This window comes from Tateyamaria sp. Alg231-49, assembly GCF_900143535.1.
GTDB lineage: Bacteria > Pseudomonadota > Alphaproteobacteria > Rhodobacterales > Rhodobacteraceae > Tateyamaria.
The window spans coordinates 371,241-385,112 of the sequence record NZ_FRFA01000001.1 but is presented as its reverse complement, the minus strand read 5'-3'; the positions used below and the strand labels follow the sequence as shown (position 1 = coordinate 385,112).

Annotated in this window: 15 protein-coding genes; 10 read left to right on the top strand and 5 right to left on the bottom strand. The window is 59.2% G+C overall.

Annotation, left to right across the window (positions count from 1 at the left end):
* Positions 1 to 284: 284 nt before the first annotated feature.
* The 3 genes from phbB to DHN60_RS01830 form a co-directional block, all read right to left on the bottom strand.
* Complete coding sequence (phbB, locus tag DHN60_RS01840; protein WP_108835547.1) at positions 285 to 1,007, bottom strand: acetoacetyl-CoA reductase; 723 nt, start codon at positions 1,005 to 1,007, stop codon at positions 285 to 287.
* Positions 1,008 to 1,178: 171 nt separating this feature from the next.
* Complete coding sequence (locus DHN60_RS01835) at positions 1,179 to 2,354, bottom strand: acetyl-CoA C-acetyltransferase (protein WP_108835546.1); 1,176 nt, start codon at positions 2,352 to 2,354, stop codon at positions 1,179 to 1,181.
* A 163-nt stretch (positions 2,355 to 2,517) separates the two neighbouring features.
* Complete coding sequence (locus DHN60_RS01830) at positions 2,518 to 3,363, bottom strand: EAL domain-containing protein (protein ID WP_108835545.1); 846 nt, start codon at positions 3,361 to 3,363, stop codon at positions 2,518 to 2,520.
* 117 nt (positions 3,364 to 3,480) lie between these two features.
* Between DHN60_RS01830 and DHN60_RS01825 the strand changes: the two genes are divergently transcribed.
* From DHN60_RS01825 to DHN60_RS22565, 3 genes are all read left to right on the top strand, one after another.
* Entirely contained in the window at positions 3,481 to 4,068 is a 588-nt protein-coding gene (locus DHN60_RS01825) for a DNA-3-methyladenine glycosylase I (protein WP_108835544.1), read from the top strand.
* A gap of 130 nt (positions 4,069 to 4,198) precedes the next feature.
* A complete protein-coding gene (gene rpsD / locus DHN60_RS01820; RefSeq protein WP_108835543.1) occupies positions 4,199 to 4,819 on the top strand; it encodes a 30S ribosomal protein S4 in 621 nt (206 codons plus the stop codon).
* Positions 4,820 to 5,018: 199 nt separating this feature from the next.
* Positions 5,019 to 5,450, top strand: a complete 432-nt coding sequence (locus DHN60_RS22565) for a DUF2867 domain-containing protein (RefSeq protein WP_255415546.1) — start codon at positions 5,019 to 5,021, stop codon at positions 5,448 to 5,450.
* On the opposite strand, the gene DHN60_RS01810 is transcribed toward DHN60_RS22565, so the two are convergent.
* Positions 5,447 to 6,205 (bottom strand): helix-turn-helix domain-containing protein, encoded by a 759-nt coding sequence (locus DHN60_RS01810; RefSeq protein ID WP_159089081.1) that lies wholly within the window; start codon positions 6,203 to 6,205, stop codon positions 5,447 to 5,449. The genes DHN60_RS22565 and DHN60_RS01810 overlap by 4 nt on opposite strands.
* A gap of 109 nt (positions 6,206 to 6,314) precedes the next feature.
* On the opposite strand from DHN60_RS01810, the gene DHN60_RS01805 reads away from it, so the two are divergent.
* The 5 genes from DHN60_RS01805 to DHN60_RS01785 all read left to right on the top strand — a co-directional run bounded on the left by DHN60_RS01805 (position 6,315) and on the right by DHN60_RS01785 (position 10,855).
* Positions 6,315 to 6,746 (top strand): hypothetical protein, encoded by a 432-nt coding sequence (locus tag DHN60_RS01805; protein ID WP_108835540.1) that lies wholly within the window; start codon positions 6,315 to 6,317, stop codon positions 6,744 to 6,746.
* Positions 6,747 to 6,816: 70 nt separating this feature from the next.
* Positions 6,817 to 7,851 carry an endonuclease/exonuclease/phosphatase family protein gene (locus tag DHN60_RS01800; protein ID WP_108835539.1) on the top strand — a complete coding sequence of 345 codons (1,035 nt, stop codon included), beginning with the start codon at positions 6,817 to 6,819 and terminating at the stop codon, positions 7,849 to 7,851.
* 264 nt (positions 7,852 to 8,115) lie between these two features.
* On the top strand, positions 8,116 to 9,204 hold the full coding sequence (gene hisC / locus DHN60_RS01795) for a histidinol-phosphate transaminase (protein ID WP_108835538.1): 1,089 nt from the start codon (positions 8,116 to 8,118) through the stop codon (positions 9,202 to 9,204).
* Positions 9,201 to 10,112: a prephenate/arogenate dehydrogenase family protein gene (locus DHN60_RS01790; protein ID WP_108835537.1), complete on the top strand. Its 912-nt coding sequence runs from the start codon at positions 9,201 to 9,203 to the stop codon at positions 10,110 to 10,112. The genes hisC and DHN60_RS01790 overlap by 4 nt, the downstream gene beginning before the upstream one ends.
* Positions 10,109 to 10,855 carry an extensin family protein gene (locus DHN60_RS01785; RefSeq protein ID WP_108835536.1) on the top strand — a complete coding sequence of 249 codons (747 nt, stop codon included), beginning with the start codon at positions 10,109 to 10,111 and terminating at the stop codon, positions 10,853 to 10,855. Before DHN60_RS01790 ends, DHN60_RS01785 begins: the two co-directional genes overlap by 4 nt.
* A 75-nt stretch (positions 10,856 to 10,930) precedes the next feature.
* Here DHN60_RS01785 and DHN60_RS01780 read toward each other — a convergent pair whose 3' ends face one another.
* The gene (locus DHN60_RS01780) at positions 10,931 to 11,929 is read right to left on the bottom strand and encodes a DUF2125 domain-containing protein (protein ID WP_159089080.1); all 999 of its coding nucleotides are present in this window, start codon (positions 11,927 to 11,929) and stop codon (positions 10,931 to 10,933) included.
* Between the two features lie 64 nt (positions 11,930 to 11,993).
* Here DHN60_RS01780 and DHN60_RS01775 point away from each other — a divergent pair, with 64 nt between their 5' ends.
* Both DHN60_RS01775 and DHN60_RS01770 read left to right on the top strand, forming a co-directional pair.
* On the top strand, positions 11,994 to 12,524 hold the full coding sequence (locus tag DHN60_RS01775; protein ID WP_108835534.1) for a gamma-glutamylcyclotransferase: 531 nt from the start codon (positions 11,994 to 11,996) through the stop codon (positions 12,522 to 12,524).
* Positions 12,525 to 12,598: 74 nt separating this feature from the next.
* A complete protein-coding gene (locus DHN60_RS01770) occupies positions 12,599 to 13,870 on the top strand; it encodes a biopolymer transporter ExbB (RefSeq protein WP_108835533.1) in 1,272 nt (423 codons plus the stop codon).
* Positions 13,871 to 13,872 lie beyond the last annotated feature (2 nt).

The following is a 13,872-nucleotide window of genomic DNA, read 5'->3' as shown; positions in this document are numbered from 1 at the left end:
AAAGACATATTGAGATCAAGAACAGACACACCGCCACACCGCGAAAAGGACAACATCATGTTTGAGACATCCGCACACCCCGCCATCCGTAACGGACTTGATCGGGCACGCGCAGAACGCGCGGAAGCCATGAAACAGGCCTGGCACTGGTTGTTTGGGGGCAAATCTTCCCGCTGATGCGCGCGCGCCATCTTACGGGATGAAAAGGAAGGGCCGGTGCAGCGATGCACCGGCCCTTTTTTCTTGGTTCTGGCGGTGCACCGAGTGTGCACCGAAACGGTGTGTCAGACGAAAAACTGCGCGCCGTTTGCCGAAATGGTCGACCCGTTAATGAAACCTGAATCGTCCGAAGCAAGGAACACCACGCAACGCGCGATTTCTTCGGGTTCGCCCAGACGACCCGCGGGGATTTGCGCAATGATTGATTCGCGCACTTTTTCCGGAACTGCCATCACCATGTCGGTGCCGATGTAGCCGGGGCAGATCGCGTTGGCAGTGATGCCTGCGCGCGCGCCTTCCTGCGCCAGTGATTTGACGATGCCCAGATCACCGGCCTTGGTCGCGGCATAATTCACCTGAGCGAACTGGCCTTTTTGACCGTTAATCGAAGAGATCACGATGACGCGGCCAAACTTGCGCTCGCGCATACCGGGCCACACAGGGTGGACCGTGTTGAACACGCCGGTGAGGTTGGTGTCGATCACCTGATGCCATTGCTCGGGCGTCATGCGATGGAAGGGCGCGTCACGGGTGATGCCCGCATTTGCAACGACAACATCGATCGGCCCGATGTCGGCCTCGACCTGCGCAATGCCAGCTGCGGATTCATCGTAGTCTGCGACGTTCCATTTGTAGGTCTTGATGCCGGTTTCATCCGTGAACTTGGCCGCAGCCTCGTCATTGCCTGCATAGGTCGCTGCGACGGAATAGCCTGCGTCCTTCAGAGCGGTAGAAATGGCGGCTCCGATTCCTCGGCTGCCTCCGGTCACAAGTGCGGTGCGGGACATAGATAGTTCTCCTCCGGTAAGGTCAGTGTCTTTGTTTCACGAAAATCGTACGGCGCGCAACATTATTACGCGCTCTATGCTGTCTAAGACGTATCGTCATATGAATTTGGGATTTAGGCGGCGCTCGGGGGCGCCGCCTTGATCTGGATCAGTTGCTCTTTGAATTGGCGCTTAGTCACGCTCGAGGCACATGGCGACACCCATGCCGCCACCGATGCAGAGAGTGGCAAGACCCTTTTTCGCATCGCGCCGCTTCATTTCAAACAGCAGCGTGTTGAGGATGCGCGCACCAGAGGCCCCGATTGGGTGGCCAATGGCGATTGCGCCGCCGTTCACGTTCACGATCGCTGGATCCCAGCCCATGTCCTTGTTCACGGCACAGGCTTGAGCGGCAAAGGCTTCGTTCGCTTCAACCAGATCGAGGTCTTCGGGCTTCCAACCCGCTTTTTCCAATGCTTTGCGCGAGGCATAGATCGGGCCGACGCCCATGATCGATGGGTCAAGGCCAACGGTGGCGTAGCTGGCGATGCGGGCCAACGGCTCGATCCCACGCTTTTCAGCGTTGTCGGCGGACATAAGCAGAGCACCCGCGGCACCATCATTGAGGCCGGAGGCGTTGGCGGCGGTCACGGACCCGTCCTTGGTAAAGGCGGGGCGCATTTTCGCCATTGCTTCGAGGTTGGCGCCGTGGCGGATGTATTCGTCGCTGTCCACGACGATATCGCCTTTGCGCGTCTTCACGGTGAATGGCGTGATTTCGTCAGCAAACTTTCCGGCTTTTTGCGCGGCTTCTGCCTTGTTCTGGCTGGCGACGGCAAATTCGTCCTGAGCATCGCGCGTGATCTGCCACTGGTCGGCGACGTTTTCGGCCGTCTGCCCCATGTGATAGCCGTTGAAGGCATCCCACAAACCATCACGGATCATGGTGTCGATGTATTTCATGTCGCCCATTTTGTGACCTGCGCGCAAGGACGCGGCATGGGGGCTGAGTGTCATGTTTTCCTGACCGCCAGCGGCGACGATGTCAGCATCGCCCAGTGCGATGTGCTGGGCGCCAAGGGCCACGGCGCGCAGACCAGAGCCGCAGACTTGGTTGATCGACCAAGCGGCAGAACCCTGAGCCAGACCGGCATTGATATGCGCCTGGCGTGCGGGGTTTTGGCCTTGGGCGGCTGTCAGAACCTGACCTAGAATCGTTTCAGATACTTCGGATTTGTCGACGCCTGCGCGTTCGACAATAGCTTCGAGCATCGTCGCGCCGAGGTCATGTGCAGGGGTGTTGGCGAAAGAGCCACCAAAACTGCCGACGGCAGTCCGGGCAGCAGAAGCGATCACGATATTGGTCATGTGGTCAAATCCTCAGTTTAAGTTACCGTGAGGACTGTCCGAGCGGCACCCCGAGACTGGCACGTTGTGCGGACCTCAGACTGCCCCGCAATGAGCGTGCGATATAAGATTCGGCCACTGTGCGCAAACGAACTGCGTGCTGGCGCGCGCATACCCGCTTTGATCAGGCGCGCTGGCTCGTCTTTTTACCTGTTCCAAGCCCGCCCAGCCAATCGGGGCGGAGTTGGGGGGCGGCAAAATAGTATCCTTGCAGGCAGTCGACGCCCATTTCCAACAGACATTCCACGTCCTCGCCCCGTTCGACCCCTTCGGCGACGACAAGCATGTCAAAGTGTTGGCCGATCTGGACCATCGCGCGCGTCAGCACTTGGTTGTCGAAATCATTGGCGATGCCGTTACAGAACTGCATGTCGATCTTGAGAACGTCGAAATAGAAATCCTTGAGGTATCTCAGCGCGGTAAAGCCAGCGCCAAAATCATCTAGTGCAAAACACACACCCCGCGCGCTGAGCCGGTTCATGAAATCGACTACCAATTCCGGCTGGTCCATAGCCGAACTTTTGGTGATTTCGAGGATCAGCCGGTCTGCTACGGATTCGTCTTTCTTGAGCCAGCGGTTGAGGGTTTGCATCCAGCGCTGGTAGCCAATGGAGCGTGCAGACATGTTGATCGACAGGCGTATGCATGGGTTTTGGTGCAGTGTGCGCAGACCCATGTTCAAAGCGTTGACGTCGATCTCGCGCCCAAGTTCTGCCCGTTCGATCGCTGGCATAAAATTCTTGGCCGGGATCACCCGCCCTGTGTCGTCGATCACCCGGATCAACCCTTCGTAGAAACCGACACGCGGGGTGTCACCTACAACCATGATTGGTTGAAAGGCCAGCAAAGTTTGTTTGTGCTTTAGCGCCTCGGCCACCATCGCGAGGGTGTTTCGATCCCGGTTCGAGACGGCCGCATCAAGCGGGCTTGCAGCGCCGACCGGCATGTCGATTGGTTCGAATTTTGGCATGGTGTGGCAGCCGTCCCTTCGCAGACATTGTCTGGCCACCATGCTCTGATGGGTGTAAAAACTGTCTTAAGGTTTGCATTTCGTTCTAATTTTCTGCGTTAACCAAAGGACACTCAAATGGACGGGCGATGTGGCTGGGCTGGGTTAGAGAAAATCTATGTGGATTATCATGATACCGAGTGGGGCGTGCCCGAATATGATGCCCGCACGCTTTGGGAAAAGCTGATACTTGACGGCTTTCAGGCGGGTCTGAGCTGGATCACAATCTTGAAGAAGCGGGACAACTTTCGTGCGGCCTTTGAGGGGTTTGACCCCGAAGTGATCGCGGAATGGGGTGACGCAGATGTGCAGCGGTTATTGGGCAATCCTGGTATCATCCGTCATCGTGGCAAGATCGAAGCAACGATCACCAATGCCCGCGCCTATCTCGAGGTTAACGCCACCGAGGGTTTTGATAATTTTTTATGGAAATACGTGGATGGTGAGCCCCTGCAGAACCGCTTTGCCGCCCAAGCAGACGTGCCGCCCTCGACCCCCATGTCGGCGCAGGCGTCAAAGGACCTCAAGGCGCGTGGCTTCAAATTCTGTGGCCCTACGATTGTGTATGCGTTCATGGAAGCGACGGGGTTGGTGAATGATCACATCCTGACATGCCACCGCCACGCCGAGTGCGCCGCGATGGCACAATCGCCAAAGGGGCGTTGACTCTGTCTGGCGCATCCCTATAAGCGCGCTTTCATTGGTGTTGGTGGCCCCCGCAAGGGGTTTCCTGTCGGTCCCGCAAAATCGGGTCAGAGGACAACGCCCTTCGAAACCTAAACGAAGGAGATCAGCCGTGACAAAACGCACAGCTGCCAAGTACAAACTTGATCGCCGTATGGGCGAAAACATTTGGGGTCGCCCCAAATCCCCCGTCAATCGTCGTGAATATGGCCCCGGCCAGCACGGTCAGCGCCGCAAGGGCAAACTGTCTGATTTCGGTATTCAGCTGCGCGCCAAGCAGAAGCTGAAAGGCTACTACGGCGACCTGACCGAAAAACAGTTCCGCCGCATCTACGCCGAAGCTGAGCGTGTCAAAGGCGATACCGGTGAAAACCTGATTGGCCTGCTGGAGCGTCGTTTGGACGCCGTTGTTTACCGCGCCAAATTCGTGCCAACAGTCTTTGCTGCCCGTCAGTTCGTGAACCACGGCCACGTCCGTGTGAACGGCAAAAAGGTCAACATCCCCTCCTACCGCGTCAAAGAAGGCGACGTGATCGAGGTGCGTGATCGTTCCAAGCAAATGGCAGCGATCCTCGAGGCGACACAACTGCCCGAGCGTGACGTGCCCGACTACATGGACGTTGATCACTCCAAACTGACCGCGACATTCGTGCGCACGCCGGCACTGGGCGATGTGCCATATCCGGTGATGATGGAACCGAACCTCGTCGTCGAATTCTACGCCAAGAACTAAAGTTTGCGGGCTTGTCCCGCTGCTAATGAATAAGAGGGCCGTCCCATCGGGGGCGGCCCTTTTTTGGTTTGGGCCCAACGGACAACCCGTGGCCTCATGTCGCGCTGTAAGCGCCTGCTCTTGTGACTACTTTAGATTGAGATTTCGCAGGAGCATTTGTCATGCACGTGAACGCCACACCCCTCCAGACCAGAGCGCTTTGCACGGGTATGTCGGGCAGGGTGATTTTCTGGATTGTTATTCGGTTACCAGTGACATGTCTGCCCGCGATGCCGCACAGGTGATCACTGCTTTCCCTGGATGGGCGCGGGGTTTGTTGATGGTGCGTCGCATCGTGACTGCCCCATTCGGTTTGTCTCAGGATGGGCCGGAGGCCGATGACAAGCTCGGACCGTTCCCTGTTGAGTTGGACACCGGCAAAGAGGTGATTGCCGGGTTTGACGACAAGCACCTTAATTTTCGGGTGTCAGTCTATGCGGATTCGGGTCGGGTCTCACTGGCGACGTGGGTACATCCCCACAACATCGGCGGACGTATCTATCTGGCCGCGATCCTGCCGTTCCACATCCTTGTTGCACGCAACGCGTTGGCGCGGGTTGCAAAGGCAGAACCCCTGACGACACCGGCCTAACCGGACAGGTCAGCCAGTTGGCGCAGCAATGATGCCGAGGCGTCGTCGGTGGGAAAATACAGCTCAATCTTCAGATCTTGGAGTGCGACATCCTCTGGTGTGCCCAACTGAGCTATGGTGGCAAAGATCGACAAGCGCATTGTCCCGGTGTTGAGGATCGTCGGTATCACCGGACCCGTGGCCTGACCGCGAGGGCGGGGGACGCGGCCCATATGGTCTGCGGCGCGATCAAGCGCCGGAACGCCGCCTTGTGCCGCACCATCTGTGCGCAGCCGCTGGCAGGCATGGTGGGCGACCTGTGCCCAGTTTTCGATCATTGGCGGCAAGGTATCGGACATCATCAGATCAAGCAGGCTGTCGCCTTCGCCCACCCCCAGCATTCCGTACAACGTCGCCGCCGGGGCGTTCAGCGCCATCACGGTCCACAGCTTGTCGACGGCCAGTGCGGGGTAGGGGGCATGGGCCTCAAGAATGTAGCTGACCGCTTTGCGGATCGGCTCCATCTCGGCATCGTCCCACGCCCGGCCCGGATAGCGCGCGGCAAAGCCTGCATGGGTCAGCATTTGGTTGTGGGCGTCCAGCGGCAGGGCCAGTGCATCACCCAACCGTCCGATCATCTCGGGGCTGGGCCGCGACCGCCCGCTTTCCAGAAAGGAGATGTGGCGCGCGGAGACGCCTGCCTCGCCTGCAAGGTCCAACTGGCTGAGGCGACGTGCTTTGCGCCATGTGCGCAATGTGCCGGGAAACGTGGTCATAAAGGAACCGTAACGTGGATTTCGGCGCGCGCCCATTACTTCTGAGGTAATTGAAACGATGATGCCCCAGCCCTTAGGTCTTCTTTGAACAGACCATTAGGAGGGGCAGATGACCCACGACTTTCACAAATTCTGGCTGAAGATCACCGCCGTAATAATTGCATCGTTTGCCCCCGTCATGTTTCTGGGCAGCATGGAGGCGACGGCATGGCCCATGCAATTCACGCTGGATCTTTTGGGCCTGCCGCTGGACGGCTTGCCTGTGTACGGCGATCCGGCAAGCCGCTTTCTCTCGGCCATTCTCAGCGGCCTTTTGCTGGGCTGGGGAGTGACCATCTGGCTGTTGCAGGCTTGGGTTTACGACGCAGCACCCGAAGGCGTGCGCCGAACCGTCGTCACTGCGTTGGTGTGCTGGTTTGTGTTGGACAGCGCAGGGTCTGCCCTGTCGGGGCATCCCTCGAACGTGCTGTTTAACATAGGGATTCTCGTACTTGGCGTTGGGCCGATGTGGCGTCCGGCTCGTGATCCGGCGGTGTCATAAAAGTTTCATGCCCGCGCACTGCAACCTGTGGTAGATTATCTGCATTCTTTGATCAGATTCGGAGACTGCCATGGGTGCCCGTGATATTTCTTTTGCGAGTTTCAACCTTCTCAACCTGCAACTGCCCGGTGCTGCGATTTACGGCGATACGGACGGTTGGGATTTCGACATCTTTGCCCGCAAGATCAACTTTACCCGCGACGTGTTGCTGCGTCAGGACGCGGATGTGATCGGCCTTCAGGAGCTCTGGGCCGCTGACGCGCTGGATCAGGCGCTGGTGGCCGGCGGGTTAGAGGCCGACTACACCGCGCTCATCCCACCGGGCCACAATGGCAAGAGCATTGTCTGTGCCGCCCTTGTGCGCAACGGCATGTTGGTGGACGAGCCAGAGTGGATCAGGGATTTCCCGGATGAATACGTTCTGAAATCGGGTGGGGATGATCCGCAACAGGACTTTATCGAGGTGAACCTGAGCACGTTTTCGCGCCCTGTTCTGCACTTCAAGGTACAGCCCGATCCGCGCACGCCGGTCATCCATGTCTTTGTCTGCCATTTCAAATCCCGCCGCCCGACGCAGTTCTGGCGCGAAAGCTGGTATGAAAAGGACGTGCATGGCCCCCACCTCAGCGCGCTCGGCTATGCGATCTCGACGGTGCGTCGGACGGCAGAGGCGGCGGCCTTGCGCGTGCTGGTCACCAACCTTGCCAAGAAGACGGACACACCCGTTGTCGTCATCGGCGACATGAACGACGGCAAAGACAGCAACACCCTCAACATCCTGAGCGAACAGCCCACTTATCTGTCGCCACTGTCGACTGGGGGAGGGGACAATTCCCTCTATACCGCGCAGACGATGCAGGAATACCGGTCGGTTCGCGACGTCTATTACACCCATGTTTTTAAGGGGAACCGCGAGAGCCTTGATCACATCATGTTTTCACAGGAATTCTACGACAACTCCAAACGCCGGATCTGGGCCTTTGACGAGATGGTGGTGGAGAACGACCACCTCAACTACCACGACCACAAGGAAAGCGGGACCAACGATCACGGGGTGATCCGCGTGGGGTTCAAGTGGAAGCCTGCGGACGGGGCGGCTGTGTAGGTGTGCGAGCCGTGCCTGCGGCTGCCCTCGGGTTGCCGCCCTGCCGTTTGTGCTGCGCGGTTTATGGTTCTCATTTGCCTACAACGTCCAGATGACGCGCTTTCGGTGACGTAGCGGCCGCCCAGGGGGCGGGCAGCCGCTGGCACGGCGGCCTGCGGCCTTGATTCCGTGCCGGGGCCCGCGCGGTTCTTCGCGCGCGCTTTTGCCACTGGCCACTGACTGCCGTGCGTCCTAAAACGACGCTTACGCATTAAGAGGCCCGACATGACCCGCATTACCGCGCAACCCGGCATTATGGACATCGCTCTTTATCAGGGCGGGCAGTCGTATCTTGCGGGTGTGTCAGACGTGCTCAAGCTCAGTTCCAATGAAAATCCGCTGGGACCGCCGCCAAGTGCGATGCAGGCCCTGAGCGACGCGGCAGGCGGAATGCACCTCTACCCATCGACCGATCACGCGTCCTTGCGCGCGGCTATTGGCGAGGTCTGGAACGTGGATCTGGACCGTGTGATCTGTGGTGTGGGTTCGGACGAGGTTTTGCAGTTCGTAACGCAAGCCTTTGCCGGGCCGGGCGATGAGATCATCTATACCGAGCACGGGTTCTCAATGTACCCGATCCTGACCAGCATGGCCGGAGCAACGCGGGTTTGTGTGGATGAACACGAGCGGGTCGTGGACGTAGATGCGATCCTGACTGCGGTCACGGAAAACACGCGCGTTGTGTTGCTGGCCAACCCTGCCAACCCGACCGGCACCATGCTGCCAGTGGAAGAGTTGGAACGTCTCGCCGACGGGTTGCCTGACTATGTGATCCTCGTGATCGACGGGGCCTATGCGGAATTTTCTGACGGGTATGACGGGGGCATTTCGCTGGCGCGGGATCGCTCCAACGTGTTGGTCACGCGCACCTTTTCGAAACTCTATGGCCTCGGAGGGCTGCGGGTTGGCTGGGGCTATGGGCCACGTGAGATGATGGATGTGATGAACCGCATTCGCCAGCCTTTCAACCTGTCGGTCGTTCAACTGGCGGCGGCTGAAGCCGCCGTGCGGGATCGCGATTGGCTGGACACCTGCATTGCCCTCAACTCCGAACAACGCGCGCGTCTGACCGGAGCCTTACGCCAATTGGGTCTGGCCTGTGACGAAAGCCACGCCAACTTTGTCCTTGCCCGAGCCGCAGACAGCACGGAAGCCGATGCGGCAGAGGCCGCATTGAACGCAGCTGGTATTCTGGTGCGGCGGGTTGCGGGCTATGGCTTTCCTGAGGGCTTGCGCATCACCGTCGGGAACGCAGAGCAGACTGGCCGCGTAATTGAGGCCCTGACACAGTGGCGTGAAGGAGCGGCAGCGTGATTTACAACCGTGTAGCACTGATTGGCCTTGGCCTGATTGCGTCCTCGATGTTCTGGGGGATGAAACGGGGTGGATTGGTCGGCGAAGTGCGCGGTTATGCCCGGTCTGCGGAAACCCGCGACACGGCTCGCCGGATCGGATTGTGTGATGTGGTTTGCGACAGCGCGGCTGAGGCTGTGGACGGAGCAGACCTTGTCATTCTCTGCGTCCCCGTGGGTGTGATGGGTGCTGTGGCCGCAGAAATCGGACCGCATTTGGCACCCGGGGTGACGGTGACGGATGTGGGATCGGTCAAGCGGGAGGTGATCGACGCGGTCGCCCCACACTTGCCCGAAGGTGTGCATTTTGTGCCTGGCCACCCGCTGGCTGGCACTGAACATTCCGGACCCGAAAGTGGCTTTGCCGAGCTGTTTGACAATCGCTGGACCCTTTTGGTGCCAGTCGAGGGCAGCGACCCGGACGCCGTCGCGCGCTTGCGCAAGCTGTGGGAACGGCTGGGTGCTTTCGTCGAAGAGATGGAGCCGGACCACCATGACCTTGTTCTGGCTGTCACCAGTCATGCGCCGCACCTCATTGCCTATACGATGGTTGGGGTCGCGGATGATCTGCGCCGGGTGACCGACAGCGAAGTGATCAAGTATTCCGCCGCCGGGTTTAGAGATTTCACCCGCATTGCGGCGAGTGACCCGACGATGTGGCGCGATGTGTTTTTGAACAACAAGGATGCGACGCTGGAAATCCTGGGCCGCTTCACCGAAGAGCTGTTCGCACTGCAACGAGCCATCCGGCAAGGTGACGGCGATCACCTGCATGCTTATTTTACACGCACCCGTGCGATCCGCCGTGGAATCATTGAAGCGGGTCAAGATACAGACGCACCGGATTTCGGGCGCGGAGGACAGCGGTGAAGGCGCTTGCGCTTGCACTCGTTCTTTTGACCAGTGCCGCGCTGGCGGCACCCGATACGTCCAAACGCCCGGTGGCACGCATCGGAACCGATAACCGCAATGTCGCGCCCGACGCACCTGTGCAACTGGCGGCATTTTCTCGTGAGGCAACTTCGTTGCGCCCTTTCATGCGCCCGCCTGAGATTGTGCAGCAGGCGATGGCGCGGCGGGCCCAACGGCGTAAGGGGCAGGTTTGTGGTGATCCCGATTTGCAGGGGGACGAGGTTGGTATGGTCCCCGGGCGCATCAAAGGATGCGGAGTTTCCGAGGCGGTTCGACTGCGCTCTGTGTCGGGCGTGACCTTGAGCCAAGCCGCGGTGATCGATTGTAATACAGCCAAGGCACTGAAACGCTGGACGGAAAACGGCGCCAAACCGGCACTGCGCAAAAAGGGAGGCGGGCTGGCGACTTACCGTGTTGCAGCGCACTATGCCTGCCGTACGCGAAACAACCAACCGGGTGGGCGGATTTCAGAACACGGGCGCGGCAAGGCGATTGATATTTCTGGTTTTGTCTTGAAGGACGGGACAACCCTTACCGTGTTGAACGACTGGAGTTCACGGAATGGGAAGGCTCTTAAATCCATGCACCGCGCAGCATGTGGGCCTTTTGGAACCGTGTTGGGGCCAAATTCGGACCGGTTCCACCGTGATCATTTCCATTTTGACACCGCCAACCATCGCAGCGGGACGTATTGCCGATAATCTGAGGCTGGGTGACTTGCCCCGGCGCTGCGCGCCCGCCCTCGGCTCGGTTTGGCCAGAAGAACACACGGGGCCCTATCTGATGATCAGCCTTGGCGCGGGCGCGATGGGCAGAAAACCCAGATAGATCGCGCCATCGCGCAGTGTAAGGTCCACATCCAGCGTATCGGGGTTGCCGGAGGCACCGGCGAGCAGTTTTAGCACTGTTTCAGTTTGATCGCGAAAGGCAGGGGGGAGTGTTCCGCTGGCTTGTGCAAGGTCCAGCATCGTGCGCCAGTTTTCGGCTTGGATGGACATGGACCCGTCGGGGACGCCCTGTGCGTTGACTGAAAGATCTGCTGCGAAGTTCAGGTTCAGACCACCCCATTTTGCTTCTGCCAGATGCAAGGTGATCTGACGTGGTTGTGGGCGGATGGTATCAAGGGCGCGCCGATCCCAAGCGCGGTCAAAGGTGACCCGGGCCTGCATCGTCAGGCTGTCAAAGGCGCGCGGGAACGTATCTGGCAGACGCAAAGGTGCGCGGGTGGCATCGCCGGGCGCGAAGCTGTCGGCGCGGGCCACGAAATCGTAGGTCGGTCCGCTGTCCTGCGTCATTGTCAGCGTTAACGTGTCTGCCTCGACCTGGACACCGGTCGCGTCGCTGATGGTCCACTTGTTGGCGGTCCACCCCAATGCGGCAAGTTCGAGGGCAGTGCCCGGGTGTAGATTGAGCGCCATTTGCCCGTCCTGCATGGTCAGGGCCGATCGACCAAGGGGGGAGGCCAGCAGAATCGGGCCATCATCCAGTGCAACACTGACGTTACCGGGCCAGTGCGCCGGTGCTGTGATGTCGAGACGGTCTGTCTGAATGGCGAGGCCAGCGTCAGGGTCCGCAAGTGCAATATCGGACAACTCAGCCTGCAAATGAAAGGGAAAGCCACCGCCTGTAAGCGAACCGAGCTCAGCTTGCCACCCTTCGGCGCGACGCGCATCGAACCAGGCCTGCACCCCGTTATGCAGCGTCGATGACGCCACCCACCACCACACGCACCACGCGGCACATAACAGTGCCACCACAACATACAATTTGCGCATGCGGGCCCTTTCCCTTGACTGCGAAATCGGGTCTATCCCATTCGACATAGAAAGGACCAGTCAAATGACTATGTGGGTGTTTGGATATGGCAGCCTGTTGTGGAACCCAGGCTTTGATGTCGCCGAAGAAGTGCCTGCGACACTGTCGGGCTATGCGCGGTCGTTTTGCATGCGGTCGATTCACCACCGCGGAACTGACGAGGATCCGGGGCTGGTTCTGGCGTTGGACGAACATCAAGACACGGTGTGCAACGGAGTGGCACTGCGCGCCGCGCCGGGGACGGAAGATGCGACACTGGCCTACTTGCGCGAACGCGAGTTGATCTCGTCCGCCTATTTGGAGCGGATGCTGGACATCTCGTTAGAGAGCGGGCCGACCGTGCAGGCAGTCACCTACGTCATTGATCCGGACCACGTGCAGTATTGCGGTGGTCTACCGCTCGAAGAACAGGCGCAGATCATCGCGCGTGCAGTCGGCGGGCGCGGGCCAAACTACGAATATCTGTTCAACACCGCCCAACATTTGACCGCGCTTGGGGTGGCGGATCCGGACCTTGATTGGCTATCACGCCGCGTCGCAGCGATCACCGGATAAATCCTTGGCACTTTTGCCGAAAAGCCGATAGATTGCGCCAAGAGCAGAACAAATAAGGGGTCAGGAGCCAGCCTATGGCGCAGACCACACCCGAGGCACAGCCGTACTTTAGCCAGCCGCTGCGGCAAATTGCATTGATGGTCATCGTTCTGGGCCTGTCCGGCGCAGGCGTTGTGCTGGCCTTGCCGCGTGTCTTGCCCGTGTTTGAGGCGAACCCGTACCTCAACGGATTTATCGTCTTTGTTTTCCTGATCGGCGTGATTGCCTGTTTCTGGATGGTGCTGCAATTGATCCAGTCGGTGCGCTGGATCGAAGGGTTCGCCAAGGATGGACCCACAGCGAACGACAAAGCGCCGCGCCTGCTGGCCTCGCTTGCGTCGTTGCTGCGCAGCCGTGGTTCGCGGATGCAGCTGAACGCCACCTCGACCCGCTCAATTCTGGATTCGGTGGCGACACGTATCGATGAGGCGCGAGAAATTACGCGCTACATTGTCAATCTGCTGATTTTCCTTGGACTTTTGGGGACTTTCTATGGCCTCGCAACAACGGTCCCAGCCCTAGTGGACACGATCCGCAGTCTTGCACCGCAGGACGGCGAAGCAGGTTTTGAGGTCTTTGCCCGGCTGATGAGCGGGCTGGAAGATCAATTGGGCGGGATGGGTGTCGCCTTTGCCTCATCCCTTCTGGGTCTTGCCGGATCGCTGATCGTGGGCCTTTTGGAGCTGTTCGCAGGGCACGGTCAAAACCGCTTTTACCGAGAATTGGAAGAGTGGCTGAGCTCAATCACCCGCGTCAGTTTTGCGGCCGATGCCGAAGGCGAGGGCAACGCCGAGGCCAGCATGATGGCGGGCGTGGTGGATCATCTGGCGGAACAGATGGAAAGCCTGCAAAACGTGTTTCTGCAATCTGACGTGAGCCGGGCGATTGTCGACGAAAAGCTGGGCAAACTGACAGATGCGATTGAGCGTATGACAGATCAGATGCAAGGCGGCGCAGGCTCAGGGACACTCGATGGCGTGATCGCAGGGCAGGGGCAGATGGTTGAAGGCCTGCGCGCTCTTGCGGAGGGACAAGCGCAAAGCGTGGCCGGGCAGGAACGCCTGATCGAAGTGGCCGAGGCGCAAAGCACGGGCGACGGGATTGATGCAGAAAGCCGTATGCGCCTGCGTTCGATTGATGTGCAGATGTTGCGTATCCTCGAAGAAATCAGTGCCGGGCGGCAGGAAACCATGTCCGAAATCCGCACGGATCTGTCTGCATTAGCCGCAGCACTGAACGCGGGTGGTCAGACGCGCCGTACCACGACTTCGCAAACACGCAAAAAGACTGACGGCGGGACAGGTTAGCC